Source organism: Citrobacter sp. CRE-46 (genome assembly GCF_059615875.1).
Genome location: NZ_CM184341.1, coordinates 3066062 through 3086683 on the forward strand (window position 1 = coordinate 3066062; position 20622 = coordinate 3086683).

Below are 20622 nucleotides of genomic sequence, written 5' to 3' on the forward strand. Positions count from 1 at the left end.
TTGAATTTTAACAAAGGAAGTTTGACTATGCGTTTAAAACCGATTGCCTCTGTCGTTCTGTCCTGTATGGGTTTTACCAGCCCCCTGGTTTTTGCCGAAGATGTCATGGTAGTCACCGCCTCCGGTTACGAAAAGAAAATTACCAATGCAGCAGCCAGTGTTTCCGTGATTTCGCAGCAAGAGTTACAAACCAATAAATATAATGATTTAGGTGAAGCCCTGCGTTCAGTAGAGGGCGTGGATGTCGAAAGCAGCACCGGTAAAACCGGTGGTCTGGAGATCAGCATCCGTGGCATGCCTGCGAGCTATACCCTGATACTGATTGACGGTATTCGTCAAAATGGCAGCAGCGATGTAACGCCAAACGGCTTCTCTGCCATGAATACCAGCTTTATGCCTCCGCTGGTGGCAATCGATCATATCGAAGTGATCCGCGGCCCAATGTCGACGCTGTATGGCTCCGACGCAATCGGTGGCGTGGTGAACATCATTACCAAAAAAAGTACCGATAAATGGAGCACCTCCATCAATACCGGCGTTAACCTGCAAGAGAGTAATAAATGGGGTAACAGTACGGTGGCCAACTTTTGGTCCAGCGGTCCGTTAATCGCAGGCGTGCTGGATATGCAGGTTCGCGGGAGCACAACGCAGCGCCAGGGCTCAAGCGTCACCTCTTTGAGCGATACCGCCTCTACTCGCGTACCCTATCCAACTGAATCTGAGAACTATAATATCGGCACGCGCCTGGACTGGAAAACCAATGAGAACAACACGTTGTGGTTAGATCTCGACTCTGCCAGACAGCGCTATGACAATGACGATGGACAGTTGGGCAACCTGACGGGAGGTTATGATAAAACGCTGCGCTATGAGCGCAACAAAGTGACTCTCGGCCACGATACCGCTTTAACGTTCGGCACCTGGAAATCTTCCCTCGGCTGGAATGAAACCGAGAACAAAGGCCGACAACTGGTCTCCTCCGCGCTCACGCCGGAAAACGCGGGCCGCGCCGGTGATGCGCGAGAACTGAAGAACACTAACGTCATTCTGGACTCGGTGCTGCTGACGCCATTAGGTGACTCACACCTGTTAACCCTTGGTGGGGAATACTGGGATGCGCGAATGAAAGACGGTGTCGTACTGGCCAATACCGGCGAGACGTTCCACCAAAAAACGTGGGCTGCCTATGCGGAAGATGAATGGCATATTCTAGACTCACTGGCGTTAACCGCAGGTACCCGTTATGAGCATAATGATGTCTTTGGCGGCCACCTGAGTCCTCGCGCCTATATGGTTTGGGATGTCTCCGATGAGTGGACGCTCAAAGGCGGTGTTACTACAGGTTATAAAGCGCCCTCACTCAGCCAGTTGCATAACGGCATTAGCGGCGTAACTGCGCAAGGAACTGTTAATACTGTCGGTAACCCTGACCTCAAGCCGGAAGAAAGTATCAGCTACGAAACCGGGCTATATTATGAAAACGAGGCCGGACTGAACGCCAACGTTACCGGCTTCTATACCGAATATAAAAATAAAATTGTCTCGTATTCTATCGATGATAATACCAACAGCTATACCAATAGCGGTAAGGCAAGGACCGATGGTATTGAATTCGCCAGCACCTTCCCTCTCTGGTCGGACGTACTGAGTTTATCTCTTAACTATACCTACACACAGAGCAAGCAAAAAGATGGTGATAATAAAGGCGCACCGTTGAGCTATACCCCCAAACATATGGCTAACGCCCGCCTGAACTGGCAGGCTACAGAAGATATGAACGCCTGGTTGAGCGCCCGTTATCGCGGTAAGGCGCCACGCTTTACCGAAAATTATGAGAACCTCAGCGCGGTACAAAAGGCAGTGTATGACGACAAAGGCGCGAATTTAAAAGCCTGGACCGTTCTCGATATGGGAATGTCTTATAAGCTGACCAAAGACCTGACGCTGAATACGGCAGTCAATAACGTACTGGATAAAGACTTCAGCGAAGTTAAACTGTATCAGGTTGGTCGCAATAGCACCTACGCAGGTGACTACTATCAGACTGCACAATCCACTACCGGCTACGTAAATCCAGGTCGTAACTACTGGGTTTCGTTAAACTATCAGTTCTAATTTTAAAATGTTTTATTGGCAGGACTATCTCTGATAGTCCTGTTCCAATATGCAACTGATATCTTCCTCGCGTATATGAATTAGATATTCTCGTCTAAACAACATTAACACACCCATATTTTTGTGCGTGCTTAATGTTGATATTAATAATAATGTGAGTTGATACCGTAAGTTATCAACAATGACCTACAAAGCATAAACAAAAAATTTATCTAACTAAATAATAGATAAACAGCCAGCACAATACTGTCATGAATAAACGCTGGTCGGATATGTACCAGCGACATTAAAGAAGATCATTTTCTCACTTTCCAACACCTGAGAATGGTAAAAATGAAAAAGTTAATGATTGCGATTATTGCTGCAACAGCTTTATCCGGTTGCGCTCAGCAAACCTTTAAAATTAACAATGGTATTGCAGAAAAATCCACACAGGAAACCAGACAGAATTTTTTTATTAATGGTATTGGCCAGTCACAAACCATCGATGCAGCTTCTGTTTGCGGCGGTGCAGACAAGGTTGTTCGCACAGAAGTTCAGGAGTCGGGTATGGATGTTTTCTTGCGCATCATCACGATTGGCATCTATACCCCTCGTGAAGCCAGAGTGTATTGTTCTAAGTGATATTTTAAGCAGGTATTTTCAGGAATACCTGCTTAACTTAATTGATGGTTAATAATATTGAACATTACTGAGAGATGGTAGTAGCGACTCAATACACGCCTTAATAAAACATAAGAAAAATTAAACAATCAGTACAGAAAAACGCCCTCCTGCATCATTAAGTACATTGCCAAAACAATAGCTCCGGCGATACCGCCTAAAAACAGAACAGCGGCGATTGCTAGTTGGTCGCGGTTTGTGTACTTACCGTTACTGCGCACATCCAATTTTTTCTTATGTACTACTTTCACTCCACGATTTGAATCGCGTGCCCTGGTAAATGCTATATCAGTCATGCTGTTATCCGTTTGCTGTATGTAAAAATGCAAATAACCACCACATGACTAAGGATATATTTTTTGAATAGCGCGATCTGAGATTTATCTCACGATAAAGAAAAACACAGGATTTCTACGGCCAATTCAACCCTATTCTCACTTCCATCAATGAATCAAGTACTTTGTCGCCCACCCGCAACGAATAGGACAGTCCTTTAAATGGGACATTCAATGCGCCCCGGATATGCACACCACTTATTGTGATAATGATGCTACTTGTTTGAAAATGAGTTTAATAAAGCAGAACAGGTATCTCATTCACCGTATTTTGTGCTGGGGCCAACAGCAAATTTGTATCAGGTATGACGGTATTTGCTTCAGCAGGATCCGATTACCAGGCAGTGAGGTGCACCAAACCTTCCCTTGCCGAATAATAATCAACGTTCGTAGATGAGGCCGAAGCGCGGCTTCAGTTCCGAGCTGATATTGGCTCTCCAGATCGCATTTCTTTTCAGCGATGCGCTTAGCTGTATCCGTTGCCTGGAAAGCTTCATTAAGTATGTTATCCATATTTTTCGCGGCATATCGTGCTTCCCCAAGAGCTTCCATCGATGAGGAATACCAAAGCAGCATGTTGAGAATAAAAACGCCGATTACGAACAGACATATCGCAGCAAGTATCGTTAACGGTACTTTGCGCATTCTTATATCCTGTGGCGAAAAATGAACCCGTTAAAGCAGGCATTGACTGAGTCAAGTTTGTCTCTACTGAGCATGGTAGACCGCAACATAAATCGCCATGAAACCAATCACATTTTCTAAATCACATCATAACGTATTGATTAATAGTAAATAATCATTGAGTATTTTCAGTGCAATAGCAGTATTGCAGCGCATTTAATGCGCTATCATATGAAGGCATAACCAGGAGGCGAGCAAATGAAAATATTTATTACTGATAATGACGGAAATCTGATCCCTGTCGATGGAAAAAGCGTCGTCATCGAACTTAATAATGGCAAAACGATTGAGATAGCCGAGGAATACGGCAGAGACAACATTCCGGAAGGGATCAATCTTTGGGGAGGACGGGAACCGTCTCCTTCACTTCCTTTTGAGGAAATCAAAGCCAGAACTGAAAGCCTCGGCGTTTACCCATTAGCAGCCAATGCTCTACACGTTTTCCCGTACAAAATCTCGTCGAAAAATGAATCGTGACAAACTCACAGTGAACACACCAATCAACCATATGATCGAGTTACCCGAAGTAGAAATAACCAAATCCTAATCTCTTAATGAAGATAAGGATTTGTTAAGCTTAATACGATACGGTTGTGGTGGCGCATCATTCGAGGAAAAATAATGAACAGATTCTCAAGACTTCAGATTTACTTGCACTGGCTAACTTTGGTGCTAATCGCGATAACCTATGCCGCAATGGAATTTCGCGGCTGGTTTCCCAAAGGCAGCACTCCCTATCTGTTGATGAAAGAAACACACTATAATGCTGGGGTATTTGTCTGGTGTTTAATGATAATACGTTTAATTCTCAAACATAAGTATGACGATCCAGCTATCATACCTACGCCCCCCCGTTGGCAGAGAATAGCTGCTAAGTTAATGCACATCATGCTCTATGTCTCTTTTCTGGCGCTACCGTTATTAGGTATCTTAACGATGGCTTACGGCGGAAAGAGTTGGTATTTTTTAGGGCTAAACATTCCCGCTTTCTTTCATAGCAACGGTGAAATAAAGGCCATCGTAAAAACTATTCATGAAACTTTGGCAAATGTAGGGTATTTCCTGATTGCAGCCCATGCTGGCGCGGCATTATTTCATCACGCCATACAGAAGGACAATACCCTGTTGCGAATGATGCCTGAGCATAAACACCTGAAATAATAATCTTAGAAACATAGGCACTAAAACACCAAGAAAGCATTAGTTTATTTATGAGTCATCATAATGCTTATGTTTCTTTCTCTCTCCTCATTACATTATCATCACCAGGCGACGTCAATTCGTATTGACGTCGCCCCTTGTATATCAGATAAAAACACAGTATAAGCACTGTATGTTTATACAGATAAAGGCAAGTAACAATGTTCGTGGAACTCGTTTATGACAAAAGGAATTTTGATGGTCTGCCAAGCGCAAAAGAGATCATTCTGGGCGAATTGAGAAAGAGAGTACAGCGAATCTTTCCAGATGCTGATGTCCGGGTTAAACCGATGCTGACTCTACCAGCGATCAACACTGACGCCAGTAAGCACGAGAAAGAACAGATTAGTCGCACTGTTCAGGAAATGTTTGAAGAAGCCGATATGTGGCTGCTTTCAGATTAAACGCCTTAATTCACTGCCGGAGAAGTACAATCTGCGCGGTTGGTAACAATTATTTATCATTTTACATAGCACATTATGCTTCCTGCTTCATATTGATACTGTTAGAATACCGTATTATTACAGATATCAAAAATATATTTCCCATAATCAAATGGTTATTGGATTGAAAAACGGACTACATAGAAATGAATTCATCTATTACCATCGTTACAGCATTTTTCGATATAGGACGCGGGAACTGGACGAGTGATAAAGGTTTCTCCCCTCATCTAGAGAGAACATCTGATACCTACATCAATTATTTTAAAAACTTGTCTGAGTTAGATAATGACATGGTTATATTTACATCCTGCGATCTTAAACCAAAAATAGAAAAAATTAGAAATGGTAAACGTACTGTTGTAATCCCCTTAGATATTAATAAAAAATTCCAACACATTAAAAACAGGATTTCTCAGATCCAGAGAAATGATGAGTTTAGAAATAAGCTTGAAACTCGCCAACTAATAAACCCTGAATACTGGTCCTCAGACTACGTACTAGTTTGCAACCTGAAGACATATTTTGTAAATAAGGCAATAGAGTTAAACCTTGTAAATAATAATATGGTTGCATGGGTTGATTTTGGTTACTGTCGTAATGCGCAAGTAATAGATGGATTATCTCGCTGGAATTATCGTTTTGACGTCAACAAAGTTAACTTATTCACAGTAAAAAAAGGGTTAACTGTCAAAACGCTTCATCAGGTTTTCGATCACATGATTAATAATCGCTCTTATATTATTGGCGGTGCCATTGTTGCAACACAAAATAAATGGAAAGAATTTTATGAATTGGTTTGTCAGTGCCAAATGACAACGCTTAAAAACAATATTGTGGATGATGATCAGGGTATTTTTATAATGTGCTACCATTATAAACCTCAATTAATCAAACTAAATCATCTCGGTAAAAACCAATGGTTCAATTTGTTTAAACTGTATGGCAGGAATGATTTTGTTTCTTTTTCACGAAGGTTAAAAGTAACACTTATCGGGAAATAAGATTAAATTGTAGACATACACAATACCGATAAAGGTAAAGCTGACGTCTACTATGAGCGAAGAGCGGTAATTAAAGATTTCGAACACGACATAAATTATCACTCTGCTCGGTTCTGTTTATCAGTCATGATCAATTAACATTCAGTCGCAATGCTAATTCTTGCGGGTAGGGATCAAAGTAATTCTGCGTCAGCAGATAATCGTCCGGGTATTCCGCCAGATAATGTTTCAGCAACGTCATCGGGGCCAGGATGGGCAGTAGTCCTGCGCGGTAATGAAGGATCACCTCGCGCAACTCGCCGCGCTGACGCATTGTTAATTGATTACGGAAGTACCCCTGAATGTGCATAAGCACGTTTGTGTGGTTTTTACGTGAGGCGGGTTTCTTCAGAATTGTCACTAAATTATCCCGGTAGACCGCAAAGAAAGCCTCCAGATCCTCCCATTCATGCAGTGATGCGACAAATGGGCCAATTTGCCTGTATCCGGCCTGATGGTGAGCCAGCAATTGCAATTTATAACGGCTATGAAAATCCAGTAGAGCCCGCCGTGTCAGGCCATTTTTGCGCAGCATATTGAGCTCATGTAGCGCGAAAACCCTTTCGACGAAGTTTTCGCGTAGGACCGGATCGTGCAGTCGCCCGTCTTCTTCTACCGGTAGCCACGGATATTTCTCCATCAGCGCGGCGGTAAACAGTCCCACCCCGTCTTTACGCCCGCGATTGCCTTTATCGTCATATAAGCGCACACGTTCCATGCCACAACTGGGGGATTTTGCACAGACGATAAAACCGGACAGTGTGTCCAGCCCTGCCAGATACCGCTGGCAGAAGTCAGCCATTTCGTCGGTCACGTCTTCGTGAGGTGCGTGACTAAAACGCATGCGAATATCCCCGACAGTCGTTTGCACCAGGCGCAGCGCTGGCCGAGGGACAGGCAAACCTATCGCCATCTCCGGGCAAACAGGCTGGAAAGTCACCCACTGGGCTAGTTTCTCCATCGCAAATTCTGCCCGTTTATGCCCGCCGTCAAAGCGGACGGCAGATCCCGTTAAACAGCCGCTGATCCCAACGATGGGTTGCATTTTCATGACCTCTTCCTCACTATCGCGTTTTACGGGAGAAGAAAAGCGTCACCGTACCGACGGTGAGGCCAAATTTCTTCATCTCCGTTTTATTAAACAGATGGTTAGCATCCTGCATGTACATCCAGTCGTCAAAATTCAGCAACCAGGTTCTGCCGCTGGCTTTCACATTCATGCTGTAATGCCAGTTGAACGCGTTGCCCGCTGCTTGCCCCTTCGCCACGCCTTCAATGTCACCGGCAGTACCTTCGTAACGATCGGCGCTAACTTTACGGATATGCCATACCCGCTGCTGTTTCTCTCCATCGTCGTACACAAAGCGTTCGTTGAGGGTCAATGTGTCTCCCACCACATCGCCGTTAATATCGACATGGAAGCGACGAAGCTGTTTACCGCTGCGGTCCTGAATCATCCCCCATGCTTGCGTTTCTCCCTGAAAATACTGAAAGATATCCAGCGTCGGCTGCTGTTGCCGATAGTCGGCAATTTCAGCGCTACAACCAGCCACCTGCATCAGCAAGGGCAGGCTCAGGGCCAATAAACGTTTCATTTTTTACCTCCAGTAAGCTGCTGACGCAGCTCAGGATATTGCGTGCGGGAACCCAGCCAGACAGAGAGAAAGTTTTCGCTGAACGCCGCCGACTGCGGTGGGCCAAGCGGGATAAAGTGCCTTTGAGCCGCTGAAGCGCGATACCAAAACTTCCCCTGCTTATCTTGCAATACAAAAGCCAGTTGCGTACCTGGCGCGACGTCTGGCCATATCTCACTCAACATGCGAAGCCAGGACTCACTCTGCGCTTCCCGCACGAGAATCCCCTGCGCTCGCCATTGATCGCGGGTGGCATTAACCAGTTCTTGCCGTTCAATATAGCGCTGATAGGTGATAATCAGTGCTTGATCCTCTTTCAGCCCGCGATAGCGCCCATCCGGCGTGCGCAGTTGTGAGGTATAGATCGTGAATGGTCCCCAGGAGAGCGTCGCATCGCCGACTTTCCGCCAGCTTAACCAGTCAGCGGCACCGGCAAAAGGCGCCGTCGCCATGACGCCCAGCAGTATCAATAAGGCAGGTTTCATTAGTGTTTCCCCATGAAAATATGAAAAAACAGCATCAACACCAGCCAGCCCGCCGCCATTAAGCCAGCAACAATAAATGTTGGTTCCAGAAAAGTAATGGCCCCCAAACGCTCTCCTATCACATAGGCGATCGGCCCACCACCGGTGGCCATTATGGCCAGCAGCCATCCCGGCAAGGTAGTCGAGCAGGTAAGGTGCGTCCACAGGACAGCGAACATGAGCCAAAGCGCAACCATCCATAACGGCAACAATGCTTCGCCGTGAAAATTAATCAACCCCGTCAACGCCCACAGCGCATCCAGACCACTACCCACCGCTGCCAGCATTAACGCGTACAGACGTTGCGCAGACGGCAGCAAGAAGCAGGCCAGAATAGCCAGCCCAAGCCATAACGCCAGGCCGCGCTCACGAAATAACACCACGATGAGCCAGTACAGCTCGAACCCGACAGCCAGGATAAAGACCTGTAAATGGCGGTTCATGGACGTTCCGCCGTCAGTTGCACCACGCTGATCGTGCGGGCGTTAAAACCGGCTTCGCAGTAGCCGAAGTAGTACAGCCACATACGACGAAAACGCTCATCAAATCCCAGTTTTTCAATGTCATGCCAGGCGTGAACAAATCCTTGTCGCCAGTGCGCAAGCGTCCGGGCGTAGTCGGGCCCCATATCGAACAGATTACGAACCACAAAGTCAGTATGCTTTGTCATCAGGCCGCTCATCGCGGTGATACTGGGTAAAAAGCCCCCTGGAAAGATATAGCGCTGAATAAAATCAACGCTTTTGCTGTATTCGCGATAGCGCTGATCCTGAATGGTAATGGCCTGAATCGCCAGTTTTCCCCCACGACGCAGTCGCGCCTGGCAGGTACGGAAAAACGTCGGCAGATAACGCTGACCAACCGCTTCGATCATTTCAACCGACACCAGTTTGTCGAATTCCCCGGTCAGGTCGCGGTAGTCGCACAGCAGGACGTTGACTCTCTCCTGTAAACCTGCGCGGGCAATCCGCGCTTTCGCCCAGGCAAACTGTTCCTGAGACAGGGTCGTGGTGGTTACACGGCAACCGTAGTGGCGGGCGGCGTATTCCGCCATCGCCCCCCAACCAGTACCAATCTCCAGCAGGTGGTCATTCGCGGTCAGTGCCAGTTGTTCGCAAAGCCGCGCCATTTTGGCCTGCTGAGCCTGCGCTAAAGACTGCTCGGGGCAGGTGAATAAGGCGCTGGAATAGAGTAAATCCTCATCAAGAAAGTGCGCGTAAAATGCATTACCGAGATCGTAATGCGCGGCAATGTTTTCTCTTGCTTGTTGTCGATGGTTGCGACGCGTCCAGTGACGCAAACGCTCGGCGGGTCGGCCAAGCAGGCGAAAACCGCTTTCCAGGCGTCCCAGTAGGGTGCTGTTAAGCGCAAATATTTGCAGTAACGGCGTGAGCTGTTGCGTTTCCCACTCTCCGTCCATCCAGGCCTCAGCCGCTGCAAGACTTCCGCCTTTCAGCACCCGCCAGTACACCGTGGGCGAGAGAATATGTACTTCAGCGCGTAATTCAGCTGAAACATCACCAAAGTGTAAGGTCTGCTCCCCTTCCCGCACCGTGACTGAACCCTGGCGAAGGCCGCTCAGCATGCGGAAAAGAAGCCAACGCGCCACACGCAGGTTGCGCGGAACATCAGGTTCAAGCGCAAAGACGGGATCGGTCATGATCGTTCACTCCTGCTGACGGGATGGTTGTAGAGAGGGACTCGCTTGAGCCACAGGCGTAGCGCCTGCCAGTAAATCGCGAACACCGTTTTCAGCGTCATTAACGGCAGTCGTAGCAGCAACGCGCGTAAACTCGCCTGCGTCAACGGCTCGCGTTTGAGCATCAGGCTGGCATCAAAAATCTTCTCTGCCTGGTGGTTTTCGATATGCATATGCAGCGTTTTACCCGGCGGGTTAAATCGCCAGTGATAGACCATATCCATCGGGTTAAACGGCGATACATGGAACGCTTTTTCCAACGGACGCTTTTCCTGTGCGTCTACAGCGTAGTAATGTCGCTCATTCCATGGCGTATTGCGGACTTCCGCCAGTACCCAGCGCAGACGCTGTGAACGGTCATAGCAGTAGTAAAAATTGACCGGGTTAAAATGAAAACCGAAATAGCGCAGTTGTGTCAGAAGCATTACACGCCCCCCGGGATGTTCGCCCGTCAGGCAGGCAAGCTTATTCAACACGCTCTCTCTTAACGGTGTCCCCAGCGGGTAATCCGCATCATGAAAAGCGGCCGCGGCGAAGCGATTGCGTTTCACGCCCACGCCCGGAAGCTGTGCGAGTTCATCTAAATCGAGCCACGCCATAAACACCTGATAACTAAACTGGTGTGTTGCTGGCTGGAGGCGGCGATGGCGCAAAACACCGTGGTACAGGCAGCTGTTCATCTTAGCCCCCCTCTCCTGCGGCAATGCCTTGTACTACATCGAGCGCGCTGCGCACGCCATCCTCATGAAAGCCGTTGTACCAATAAGCCCCGCAGAACCAGGTCCGACGCAGGCCGTTGATCTCAGTGCGGCGCGCCTGCGCGCGCCAGCTGTCGGGATTAAACAATGGGTGCTCGTAGACAAAGCGTCGCCAGACGAATCGCTCGTCAATAGGGGTGTCCGGGTTGAGGGTCACGCAGAATAGCGGGCTTCCTTCGGGTAATCCCTGGAGAATATTCATGTTATAGGTGACGCAGGCGCTGGCGCGATCTTGCCCACTCAGACGGTAATTCCAGCTTGCCCACGCGCGTTCGCGTACCGGTAACCAGCGGCGATCGCTGTGCAATACGACCTCGTTACGCTGCCAGCTAATTGCGCCCAGCACGTCGCGTTCTGCGGGGGTGGCATCACCAAGCACGACCAGAGCCTGCGAAGAATGACAAGCGAAGATCACCTGATCAAACGTCTGTACTGATCCTGCCAACTGGATTTTGACGCCGCTATCGTGACGAATAACCTGCTGAACAGGCGCATTGAGGTGCAATGCCAGACGCTCACCCAGCTTCGCCAGCATAACGCGAATGTACTCGCGCGATCCGCCTGGCACCACGTACCACTGCGGACGATGCCAGATATCCAGCAGGCCGTGGTGTTCAAAGAAGCGTAAGAACAGCGGCAACGGAAAACGGCGCATCTCCTGTAGCGAAGATGACCAGATGGCTGCGCCCATCGGCAGAATATAATGACGCGCAAAGAACGCGCTGAAGTGGTGCTGGTCGAGAAAGGTCTGTAGCGTGGCGTTTGCATCGACATCATTCAATGCCCGTTTCGCCAGACGATTAAAACGGACAATCTCTTTCAGCATTCCCCAAAATGCGGGTTTGAGCAGGTTCTGACGTTGGGCGAACAAGGAAGTCAGCGTATGACCGCTGTACTCCATACCGCTTTGCGTATTATGCACCGAAAAACTCATCTGCGTTTTTTGCCCCTGGATACCGAGTTCACTCAGCAAGCCCATAAAACGCGGATAAGTTCGGTCGTTGTAGACGATAAAGCCGCTATCAATCGCGAAATTCCCCTGTGGAGTCGCTATATCTACCGTCGCAGTATGACCGCCCGGGGTCGACGCCGCTTCAAAAAGCGTCACCTGATGATGTCCGGCCAGACGCCAGGCGCAGGTTAATCCGGCAATACCACTGCCAATGATAGCAATTTTCATGAACGCACCATCCTGCGCAGCAACGCGCGCTGGAGACTCTCAGGCAGCCCGGCCAACAGACGCAGCAACACGCCAAAACCTGTCGGGAAGGCAATACTATTTTTTCCTTTCGCCAGGCCACGGCGAATAGCCTTCACCGCCTGCTCTACACTCACCTGCCCGGGCATAGGAAAATCGTTTTTACGGGTAAGCGGGGTATCAACAAATCCTGGCGAAACGACGGTCACGGCAATACCTTTTGGCTCCCAGTCCAGACGCAAACTATTGGCAAACCAGGTTAGCGCGGCTTTAGACGCACCATAGGCTTCCGCCCGTGGGAACGGCAGCCAGTGCGCCATCGAACTGACCAGCACCACGCGGTTACCGGAAGTTAACTGCGGCTGAAGCGCTGCCAGGCAGTTGATGGGGCCCTGATAATTCGCCGCCATCACCCGTTCAACCTTCCCTGCATCTATCCAGCCGTGGTCGAGATATTCGCAAGTTCCGGCACAGAGAATAACCAGTTCGGGTTTGCAGTCCGCCAACGCCTGGCGACAGGCGTCCCTGTCTGTCATATCGAACAGGCGTACTGTGATGTTAGCGTGGGATTGGCGCAGTTGTTCCAGCCTTTCGGGATTGCGGCCACAGGCAATCACGTGACAGCCGTCATCGGCCCATGATTTTGCAAGCCCGGCGCCAATCCCAGAACTTGCGCCAGTAATGAGGACAGTCATCATGCGCGCACCCTCCTTTTAACGTGGCGAACGGCCCAACCCAACAGCGGTAGATGCTCATAGAGCATCTCACCGGCATCGTAATAATCACGCTGGCGAAAAATCTTCTCGCCATGTGTCTCGACCATTGAACATCCCGGCAAAGATCGTATTTCTCCGCCAGCAATACGCGGATGTGACCAGTACATTGTCCACGTCACGGCAAACCGCCCGGTCTCACACAGTGGAGGGTCAATGGCAAAACGGCAGGCGTTCACATTCGCCAGGAGATGCGAGAAATAGCGCTGAATGGCAAACAGCCCGTTATGTTCCCCGAAGGGATCGACAAGTACCGCGTGCACGTCGTACAACCCGGCAAGCGCGGGGACGGGCTGGCGATCCAAACTGGCGTAGTAATCCACAAACCTGTCGATAACGGATGGCGGTGCGCGCATAGCTCTTACCCTTGTGTGAACCACATTACGTAGGCGGTATAATTAAAACTTACACAAAGACTTTAATTTGTCCAAGTTTATACTAAAAAATAATTATAAATTCATTTAATTCAACAAATTAAAATTTATTATTTTTGAGAGAATTTATTCGTAAGCCACTAAGGTAGTGGCCAATCAACACACAAGAAAGGTAATGACAGAGGATTAAAGCGGGATCACTTCGAGGGAGTTGACCTGCTGTTGCCAGAGGTCTATCTGTTTTTTGCGCGCTACGGTGAGTTTGCCGGACGTCACCAACAGCCATTTGCGATCGGGGAAAATTTCAGGCGCAAGCATCGCGGGCGGTACAGGAAGCACATCAATGCGATGTCCCTGTCCAGTGCGACCAAGCGCTTCAAGCCAGATCTCGCAGGGGTCGGTAAGATGCCAGCCTGTAATCAGGTAGTTATCGCCCGGCGCACGCTTATCCCCTTCCAGGCAAAACGAGGTGTAAGAAATAATAATACCATCGAGGATTTCACGCAGCGTCATGATAGCCGGCACGTTAGCTGATACCTGGCTTCGCAGAGGGCGCAGCACCTCGCTCACCAGTTCAGGGCGGGGATATTCGCGGCCGGCATCATAAATAAGCTGGCGCAGAGATTCTATTTTCCCTTCGTTCAGGCGCTGCAGCATACTCTCTTGCAGAGCGAGCCAGTTATTCGTTCGCCGGGCACCAGGGCGGGACAGCAACGGTTTAACCTGGCTTATCGGTACGCCTTTTTTCACCCAATCGAGAATTTTAAGCGCCTGTTGGATATCGTCATCGCTATACAACCGGTGCCCACCCTCCGTACGCTGTGGTTTGAGAAGTCCATAACGACGTTGCCAGGCGCGCAGCGTTGTGGCGGTTATTCCACAAAGCCGCGCAAATTCACCGATGGAATAGGACATACAGAGCACCGAATAACCAAGAATACTTTCAATATACTACGAACCACGAGCAACAATCACTTTCAGAAAGAAGATATAAAACACAAGGGATTGATATCCAGAAATTATTGGAACATAAATCAAGAGAAATGACAGACAAATATCACGACGACAGGGGTAAGGATTGGACAGTTGTCGAAGTAAAAACAGGGTGAGCACGCCTGGTTTTGGGGAAACGTTTTGGGGAACAATGTTGCAGGCATAAAAAACGGGAACCTCTCGGCTCCCGTTCTCACACAACCCAGAATCTGGATTACATGTTTTCGATGATCGCGTCACCAAACTCTGAACATTTCAGCAGCTTAGCGCCGTCCATCAGACGTTCGAAATCATAAGTTACGGTCTTAGCGTTGATCGCGCCTTCCATACCTTTAACAATCAGGTCAGCCGCTTCAACCCACCCCATGTGGCGCAACATCATTTCAGCAGACAGAATGATGGAACCTGGGTTCACTTTATCCTGGCCTGCGTACTTCGGCGCAGTACCATGAGTCGCTTCGAACAGCGCACATTCGTCACCGATGTTCGCGCCCGGCGCGATACCAATACCACCCACCTGTGCTGCCAGCGCATCAGAGATGTAGTCGCCGTTCAGGTTCATACACGCAATCACATCATACTCAGCAGGGCGCAGCAGGATTTGTTGCAGGAACGCATCGGCGATAACGTCCTTAACCACGATTTCTTTGCCGGATTTCGGGTTCTTGATTTTCACCCACGGGCCGCCATCGATCAATTCACCACCGAATTCGTCACGCGCTAACTGGTAACCCCAGTCTTTGAACGCGCCTTCAGTGAACTTCATGATGTTACCTTTATGTACCAGGGTCACAGAATCGCGATCGTTCGCGATGGCGTATTCAATCGCCGCACGAACCAGACGCTTAGTCCCTTCTTCAGAACACGGCTTGATACCAATGCCGCAATGTTCCGGGAAGCGAATTTTCTTCACGCCCATTTCTTCGCGCAGGAATTTAATCACTTTCTCTGCGTCTGCGGAGTCCGCTTTCCACTCGATACCCGCATAGATATCTTCGGAGTTTTCACGGAAGATAACCATGTCGGTCAGTTCAGGGTGTTTTACCGGGCTTGGCGTACCCTGGTAATAACGCACCGGGCGCAGGCAGACATACAGGTCAAGTTCCTGACGCAGAGCAACGTTCAGAGAGCGAATACCGCCGCCAACTGGCGTGGTCAGAGGGCCTTTGATGGCAACACGATACTCACGAATTAGATCAAGGGTTTCAGCAGGCAGCCAGACGTCCTGACCATAAACCTGAGTGGATTTCTCGCCGGTGTAGATTTCCATCCAGGAGATTTTACGCTCGCCTTTATAGGCTTTCTTGACAGCAGCATCGACAACTTTGATCATCGGTGGGGTTACATCAACGCCGATACCGTCGCCTTCAATGAACGGGATAATCGGATTTTCAGGAACGTTGAGTTTGCCGTTTTGCAGGGTGATCTTCTTACCTTCCGCCGGAACAACTACTTTGCTTTCCATTCACCTCTCCTTCGAGCGCTTCTGGTTTGCTCGTCTGTCATCGCGCTGCATGTGCATTGGCGTCCTGCTGCACGACTGCGTTAGAGCAATTTTTTGTTAATGATTTGTAATGAGCGTGTCAATACTACCCTATTGTTCGTCGCCATGAAAGACACTCGTTCTTAGGCTATAATGCGGCAATTGATATAATCTGAAAATACCATGCAAAAAACTTCTTTTAGAAATCACCAAGTTAAGCGATTCAGCTCACGACAAGTCACTAAACAGCGTAAAGAAAACCAGCCAAAACGCGTGGTTTTGTTCAATAAACCCTACGATGTTTTGCCACAATTTACTGACGAAGCCGGACGCAAAACGTTAAAAGATTTTATTCCCGTGCAAGGCGTGTATGCTGCGGGTCGTTTGGATCGGGACAGTGAAGGGCTTTTAGTGCTGACCAACGATGGCGCATTACAGGCGCGGTTAACGCAGCCCGGCAAGCGCACGGGGAAAATTTATTATGTTCAGGTTGAGGGAGAACCTACGCCCGAGGCGCTGGAAGCCCTGCGTACTGGCGTAACGCTCAACGATGGCCCTACACTGCCCGCAGGAATTCAAATGGTAGAAGAACCTGCCTGGCTGTGGCCGAGAAACCCGCCCATTCGTGAACGGAAGAATATTCTCACCAGTTGGCTAAAAGTCACCTTATATGAAGGCCGCAACCGTCAGGTACGTCGGATGACGGCGCATGTTGGGTTTCCTACGCTGCGCCTCATACGCTATGCCATGGGCGATTACACACTGGAAAATCTCGCTAACGGCGAATGGCGGGATGCAACTGTATAAGGAAGCTGTATGTTCAAACCACACGTCACGGTCGCCTGCATTGTGCATGCAGAAGATAAATTTTTAGTGGTTGAGGAAACCATCAACGGCAAAGCTTTGTGGAATCAACCTGCCGGGCACCTGGAAGCGGACGAAACTCTGGTGCAGGCCGCCGCTCGTGAGCTATGGGAAGAGACAGGCATCAACGCACAACCGCAGCATTTCATTCGAATGCATCAATGGATTGCGCCAGACAAAACGCCCTTTTTGCGTTTTCTGTTTTCTATCGAACTTGCCAATATGTGCGCTACTGAACCTCATGACAGTGATATAGATTGCTGTCGCTGGGTCAGCGCAGAAGAGATTCTTTCAGCGCCAAATCTGCGTTCGCCGCTGGTTGCCGAGAGCATTCTCTGTTACCAGAGTGGAGAGCGCTATCCGCTGGCAACGATCGGCGAATTTAACTGGCCGTTTACAGAGGGTGTCAAGTAAAGGGCTGCGTGCTAGAATATGCCGCCTTGAAGTTCAATGTCGTGAGTATTCCTATGTCTGAAAGCCCAAAAAAAGTGATCGTCGGCATGTCCGGCGGTGTCGATTCTTCCGTATCTGCCTGGTTGTTGCAACAACAGGGTTATCAGGTAGAAGGCCTGTTCATGAAGAACTGGGAAGAGGACGATGGTGAGGAATATTGCACAGCGGCTGCCGACCTCGCGGATGCGCAGGCTGTTTGCGACAAACTCGGCATTGAACTGCATACCGTTAACTTTGCTGCAGAATACTGGGACAACGTCTTTGAACTGTTCCTGGAAGAGTACAAAGCGGGTCGTACGCCGAACCCGGATATTCTGTGCAATAAAGAAATCAAATTTAAAGCCTTCCTTGAGTTTGCCGCAGAAGATTTAGGTGCCGATTACATCGCCACCGGTCACTACGTACGCCGCGCGGATGTCGACGGAAAAAGCCGCCTGCTGCGAGGGCTCGATGGCAATAAAGACCAGAGCTATTTCCTCTACACGCTCGGCCATGAGCAAATCGCGCAAAGCCTGTTCCCGGTTGGCGAACTGGAAAAACCACAGGTGCGTAAAATTGCCGAAGATCTCGGACTAATTACGGCCAGGAAAAAAGACTCCACCGGTATCTGCTTCATCGGCGAACGCAAGTTCCGCGAATTTCTTGGTCGCTACCTGCCCGCTCAGCCAGGTAAAATCATCACCGTTGACGGTGAAGAAATTGGCCAGCACCAGGGGCTGATGTACCACACTCTGGGCCAACGTAAAGGTCTGGGCATTGGCGGTACAAAAGAAGGGACGGAAGATCCATGGTATGTGGTGGATAAAGATGTTGAGAACAACATTCTGGTTGTCGCTCAGGGTCACGAACACCCACGTCTGATGTCCGTTGGTCTGGTGGCGCAACAGCTGCATTGGGTCGATCGCGAACCGTTCACCGGCACCATGCGCTGCACGGTGAAAACCCGTTATCGTCAGACCGACATTCCGTGCACCGTTAAAGCGCTGGATGCTGAACGTATTGAAGTCATTTTCGACGAACCTGTCGCGGCGGTAACGCCGGGTCAGTCGGCTGTCTTTTACAATGGCGAAGTCTGCCTCGGCGGCGGAATTATCGAACAACGCCTGCCTTTGCCGGTCTAATTATTTACACATTTGATACAAGGAAGCAGTGAACGTGGCAAAGAACTATTATGACATCACCCTCGCCCTGGCAGGTATATGCCAGTCGGCACGCCTGGTGCAAGAACTGGCGCACCAGGGGCATTGTGATGCCGATGCGTTACACGTTTCGCTCAACAGTATCATCGACATGAACCCCAGCTCTACGCTTGGGGTTTTTGGCGGGAGTGAAGCTAACCTGCGACTTGGCCTTGAAACGTTGCTCGGCGTGCTCAACGCCAGCAGTCGTCAGGGGCTGAATGCGGAACTCACCCGCTACACGTTAAGCCTGATGGTACTGGAGCGTAAGCTGTCAGCTGCCAAAGGCGCTATGGACACGCTGGGAGACCGTATCAACGGCTTGCAGCGCCAGTTGGACCATTTTGATTTGCAGTCAGAAACGCTGATGAGCGCAATGGCCGGCATTTATGTTGACGTCATCAGCCCACTCGGCCCGCGTATTCAGGTTACGGGTTCTCCTGCCATCCTTCAGAGCCCGCAGGTTCAGGCCAAAGTACGCGCTTCGCTACTGGCTGGCATTCGTGCAGCCGTGCTCTGGCATCAGGTTGGTGGAGGCCGTCTGCAACTCATGTTTTCTCGTAATCGCCTGACGACTCAGGCAAAACAAATTCTTGCTCATTTAACCCCGGAGTTGTGATCTATGGAATTATCCTCACTGACCGCCGTTTCCCCTGTCGATGGACGCTACGGCGATAAAGTCAGCGCGCTGCGCGGGATTTTCAGCGAATACGGTTTGCTGAAATTCCGTGTACAGGTTGAAGTACGCTGGCTGCAAAAACTGGCCGCGCACGCAGCGATCAAGGAAGTTCCTGCTTTTGCTGCCGACGCAATCGGTTTCCTTGATGCGATCGTCGCTAACTTCAATGAAGAAGATGCTGCGCGCATCAAAACCATTGAGCGTACGACCAACCATGATGTGAAGGCAGTTGAGTATTTCCTGAAAGAAAAAGTGGCTGATATCCCGGAACTGCATGCCGTTTCCGAGTTTATTCACTTCGCGTGTACGTCAGAAGACATCAACAACCTGTCTCACGCGCTGATGCTGAAAACCGCTCGCGACGAAGTGGTCCTGCCGTACTGGCGTAAGCTTATCGACGCAGTGAAAGATCTGTCCGTACAGTATCGCGATATCCCTCTGCTCTCCCGTACCCACGGTCAACCCGCCACCCCGTCTACGCTGGGCAAAGAAATGGCGAACGTGGCCTACCGTATGGAGCGCCAGTACCGCCAGCTTAACCAGGTCGACATTCTCGGTAAAATCAACGGCGCCGTCGGTAACTATAACGCCCACATCGCCGCTTATCCGGAAGTAGACTGGCATCAGTTCAGCGAAGAGTTTGTTACGTCGCTGGGCATCCAGTGGAACCCTTACACCACGCAGATTGAACCGCACGACTACATTGCCGAGCTGTTTGATTGCATCGCCCGTTTCAACACTATCCTGATTGACTTTGACCGCGATGTCTGGGGTTACGTGGCGCTGAACCATTTCAAACAGAAAACTATCGCCGGTGAGATCGGTTCCTCCACCATGCCGCACAAGGTTAACCCAATCGATTTCGAAAACTCCGAAGGTAACCTGGGTCTGTCTAACGCGGTTTTGCAACACCTGGCGAGCAAACTGCCGGTTTCCCGCTGGCAGCGCGACCTGACGGACTCTACCGTTCTGCGCAACCTGGGTGTCGGTATTGGCTATGCGCTGATCGCGTATCAGTCCACGCTGAAGGGCGTGAGCAAACTGGAAGTCAATCGCGAGCATCTGCTTGATGAACTGGACCATAACTGGGAAGTGCTGGCCGAACCTATTCAGACCGTAATGCGTCGCTATGGCATTGAAAAACCGTACGAGAAGCTGAAAGAGCTGACGCGCGGTAAGCGCGTTGACGCCGAAGGTATGAAACAGTTTATCGATGGCCTGGCCCTGCCGGAAGACGAGAAAACTCGCCTGAAAGCGATGACACCAGCCAACTATATTGGTCGCGCCATCACCATGGTTGATGAACTGAAGTAATCTGGTTTGTGCCGGACGGCGGTTTCGTCAGTTCCGGCCTCCAGATGATGTTATATTGAAGCCGGATAAGCGTCAGCGCCTTCCGGCTTTTTTCGCCCCAAATAATGCCCCCCAAAAAGTAACAATCGATGGTGGTCTAAGCTGCCGCTAATTTATGCACGTTCTGAAATTGCAACCAGCAGAATGTTTAAACCGCTCTTCCGGCCATTCGGTTC

Annotated in this window: 23 protein-coding genes and 2 pseudogenes; 12 read left to right on the top strand and 13 right to left on the bottom strand. The window is 49.6% G+C overall.

Going from position 1 to position 20622, the window contains the following annotated elements; all coding sequences use genetic code 11:
* The first annotated feature begins 27 nt into the window (after positions 1 to 27).
* Entirely contained in the window at positions 28 to 2115 is a 2088-nt protein-coding gene (locus tag AC534G_RS14935) for a TonB-dependent receptor (RefSeq protein ID WP_110498274.1), read from the top strand.
* Positions 2116 to 2448: 333 nt separating this feature from the next.
* Positions 2449 to 2739: a Bor family protein gene (locus AC534G_RS14940; protein ID WP_110498832.1), complete on the top strand. Its 291-nt coding sequence runs from the start codon at positions 2449 to 2451 to the stop codon at positions 2737 to 2739.
* A 128-nt stretch (positions 2740 to 2867) separates the two neighbouring features.
* Here the strand turns inward: AC534G_RS14940 and AC534G_RS14945 are convergent, their stop codons facing one another.
* Together AC534G_RS14945 and AC534G_RS14950 are read right to left on the bottom strand one after the other, a co-directional pair.
* On the bottom strand, positions 2868 to 3074 hold the full coding sequence (locus AC534G_RS14945) for a hypothetical protein (RefSeq protein ID WP_038639967.1): 207 nt from the start codon (positions 3072 to 3074) through the stop codon (positions 2868 to 2870).
* A gap of 157 nt (positions 3075 to 3231) precedes the next feature.
* A pseudogene (locus AC534G_RS14950) lies at positions 3232 to 3758 on the bottom strand (CSS-motif domain-containing protein); the annotation flags it as partial.
* Positions 3759 to 3995: 237 nt separating this feature from the next.
* Between AC534G_RS14950 and AC534G_RS14955 the strand changes: the two are divergent.
* The 4 genes from AC534G_RS14955 to yibB all read left to right on the top strand — a co-directional run bounded on the left by AC534G_RS14955 (position 3996) and on the right by yibB (position 6444).
* The gene (locus AC534G_RS14955; RefSeq protein ID WP_110498276.1) at positions 3996 to 4274 is read left to right on the top strand and encodes a hypothetical protein; all 279 of its coding nucleotides are present in this window, start codon (positions 3996 to 3998) and stop codon (positions 4272 to 4274) included.
* Between the two features lie 144 nt (positions 4275 to 4418).
* Positions 4419 to 4958 (top strand): cytochrome b, encoded by a 540-nt coding sequence (locus tag AC534G_RS14960; protein ID WP_110498278.1) that lies wholly within the window; start codon positions 4419 to 4421, stop codon positions 4956 to 4958.
* A 200-nt stretch (positions 4959 to 5158) separates the two neighbouring features.
* Positions 5159 to 5401: a DinI-like family protein gene (locus AC534G_RS14965; RefSeq protein WP_110498280.1), complete on the top strand. Its 243-nt coding sequence runs from the start codon at positions 5159 to 5161 to the stop codon at positions 5399 to 5401.
* Between the two features lie 185 nt (positions 5402 to 5586).
* Entirely contained in the window at positions 5587 to 6444 is an 858-nt protein-coding gene (gene yibB / locus AC534G_RS14970; protein ID WP_110498281.1) for a protein YibB, read from the top strand.
* Between the two features lie 130 nt (positions 6445 to 6574).
* On the opposite strand, the gene AC534G_RS14975 is transcribed toward yibB, so the two are convergent.
* The 10 genes from AC534G_RS14975 to AC534G_RS15020 form a co-directional block, all read right to left on the bottom strand.
* Positions 6575 to 7534 carry a YbgA family protein gene (locus AC534G_RS14975; protein WP_110498283.1) on the bottom strand — a complete coding sequence of 320 codons (960 nt, stop codon included), beginning with the start codon at positions 7532 to 7534 and terminating at the stop codon, positions 6575 to 6577.
* Between the two features lie 13 nt (positions 7535 to 7547).
* Positions 7548 to 8078: a DUF3833 domain-containing protein gene (locus AC534G_RS14980; protein WP_042308962.1), complete on the bottom strand. Its 531-nt coding sequence runs from the start codon at positions 8076 to 8078 to the stop codon at positions 7548 to 7550.
* On the bottom strand, positions 8075 to 8602 hold the full coding sequence (locus AC534G_RS14985; protein WP_110498285.1) for a hypothetical protein: 528 nt from the start codon (positions 8600 to 8602) through the stop codon (positions 8075 to 8077). Before AC534G_RS14985 ends, AC534G_RS14980 begins: the two co-directional genes overlap by 4 nt.
* Positions 8602 to 9084, bottom strand: a complete 483-nt coding sequence (locus AC534G_RS14990) for a DUF2878 domain-containing protein (RefSeq protein WP_110498287.1) — start codon at positions 9082 to 9084, stop codon at positions 8602 to 8604. Before AC534G_RS14990 ends, AC534G_RS14985 begins: the two co-directional genes overlap by 1 nt.
* Positions 9081 to 10301, bottom strand: a complete 1221-nt coding sequence (locus AC534G_RS14995) for an SAM-dependent methyltransferase (RefSeq protein ID WP_110498289.1) — start codon at positions 10299 to 10301, stop codon at positions 9081 to 9083. The genes AC534G_RS14990 and AC534G_RS14995 overlap by 4 nt, the downstream gene beginning before the upstream one ends.
* Positions 10298 to 11020: a DUF1365 domain-containing protein gene (locus AC534G_RS15000; RefSeq protein ID WP_110498291.1), complete on the bottom strand. Its 723-nt coding sequence runs from the start codon at positions 11018 to 11020 to the stop codon at positions 10298 to 10300. Before AC534G_RS15000 ends, AC534G_RS14995 begins: the two co-directional genes overlap by 4 nt.
* Before the next feature lies 1 nt (position 11021).
* Entirely contained in the window at positions 11022 to 12278 is a 1257-nt protein-coding gene (locus AC534G_RS15005) for an NAD(P)/FAD-dependent oxidoreductase (RefSeq protein ID WP_110498293.1), read from the bottom strand.
* A complete protein-coding gene (locus tag AC534G_RS15010; protein ID WP_069324322.1) occupies positions 12275 to 12994 on the bottom strand; it encodes an SDR family NAD(P)-dependent oxidoreductase in 720 nt (239 codons plus the stop codon). The genes AC534G_RS15005 and AC534G_RS15010 overlap by 4 nt, the downstream gene beginning before the upstream one ends.
* Positions 12991 to 13425, bottom strand: coding sequence for a nuclear transport factor 2 family protein (locus AC534G_RS15015; protein ID WP_038639921.1), 435 nt, complete (start codon positions 13423 to 13425; stop codon positions 12991 to 12993). The genes AC534G_RS15010 and AC534G_RS15015 overlap by 4 nt, the downstream gene beginning before the upstream one ends.
* A 204-nt stretch (positions 13426 to 13629) precedes the next feature.
* Positions 13630 to 14358, bottom strand: coding sequence for a MerR family transcriptional regulator (locus AC534G_RS15020; protein ID WP_038639917.1), 729 nt, complete (start codon positions 14356 to 14358; stop codon positions 13630 to 13632).
* A gap of 38 nt (positions 14359 to 14396) precedes the next feature.
* Here AC534G_RS15020 and AC534G_RS15025 point away from each other — a divergent pair.
* Positions 14397 to 14552 (top strand): annotated as a pseudogene (locus tag AC534G_RS15025) (integrase); the annotation flags it as partial.
* Positions 14553 to 14650: 98 nt separating this feature from the next.
* Here the strand turns inward: AC534G_RS15025 and icd are convergent.
* Positions 14651 to 15901, bottom strand: coding sequence for an NADP-dependent isocitrate dehydrogenase (gene icd / locus AC534G_RS15030; protein ID WP_110498295.1), 1251 nt, complete (start codon positions 15899 to 15901; stop codon positions 14651 to 14653).
* A gap of 201 nt (positions 15902 to 16102) precedes the next feature.
* Here icd and rluE point away from each other — a divergent pair, with 201 nt between their 5' ends.
* Genes rluE through purB form a run of 5 tightly spaced genes read left to right on the top strand, consistent with a single transcriptional unit; the run spans position 16103 to position 20407 of the window.
* Positions 16103 to 16726: a 23S rRNA pseudouridine(2457) synthase RluE gene (gene rluE, locus AC534G_RS15035; RefSeq protein WP_110498297.1), complete on the top strand. Its 624-nt coding sequence runs from the start codon at positions 16103 to 16105 to the stop codon at positions 16724 to 16726.
* A 9-nt stretch (positions 16727 to 16735) separates the two neighbouring features.
* Entirely contained in the window at positions 16736 to 17197 is a 462-nt protein-coding gene (locus AC534G_RS15040) for an NUDIX hydrolase (RefSeq protein ID WP_038639907.1), read from the top strand.
* Between the two features lie 53 nt (positions 17198 to 17250).
* On the top strand, positions 17251 to 18357 hold the full coding sequence (gene mnmA, locus AC534G_RS15045; RefSeq protein WP_162620728.1) for a tRNA 2-thiouridine(34) synthase MnmA: 1107 nt from the start codon (positions 17251 to 17253) through the stop codon (positions 18355 to 18357).
* A gap of 34 nt (positions 18358 to 18391) precedes the next feature.
* On the top strand, positions 18392 to 19033 hold the full coding sequence (gene hflD, locus AC534G_RS15050) for a high frequency lysogenization protein HflD (RefSeq protein ID WP_032940122.1): 642 nt from the start codon (positions 18392 to 18394) through the stop codon (positions 19031 to 19033).
* Positions 19034 to 19036: 3 nt separating this feature from the next.
* The gene (purB, locus tag AC534G_RS15055) at positions 19037 to 20407 is read left to right on the top strand and encodes an adenylosuccinate lyase (RefSeq protein WP_110498301.1); all 1371 of its coding nucleotides are present in this window, start codon (positions 19037 to 19039) and stop codon (positions 20405 to 20407) included.
* The last annotated feature ends 215 nt before the right edge of the window (positions 20408 to 20622 follow it).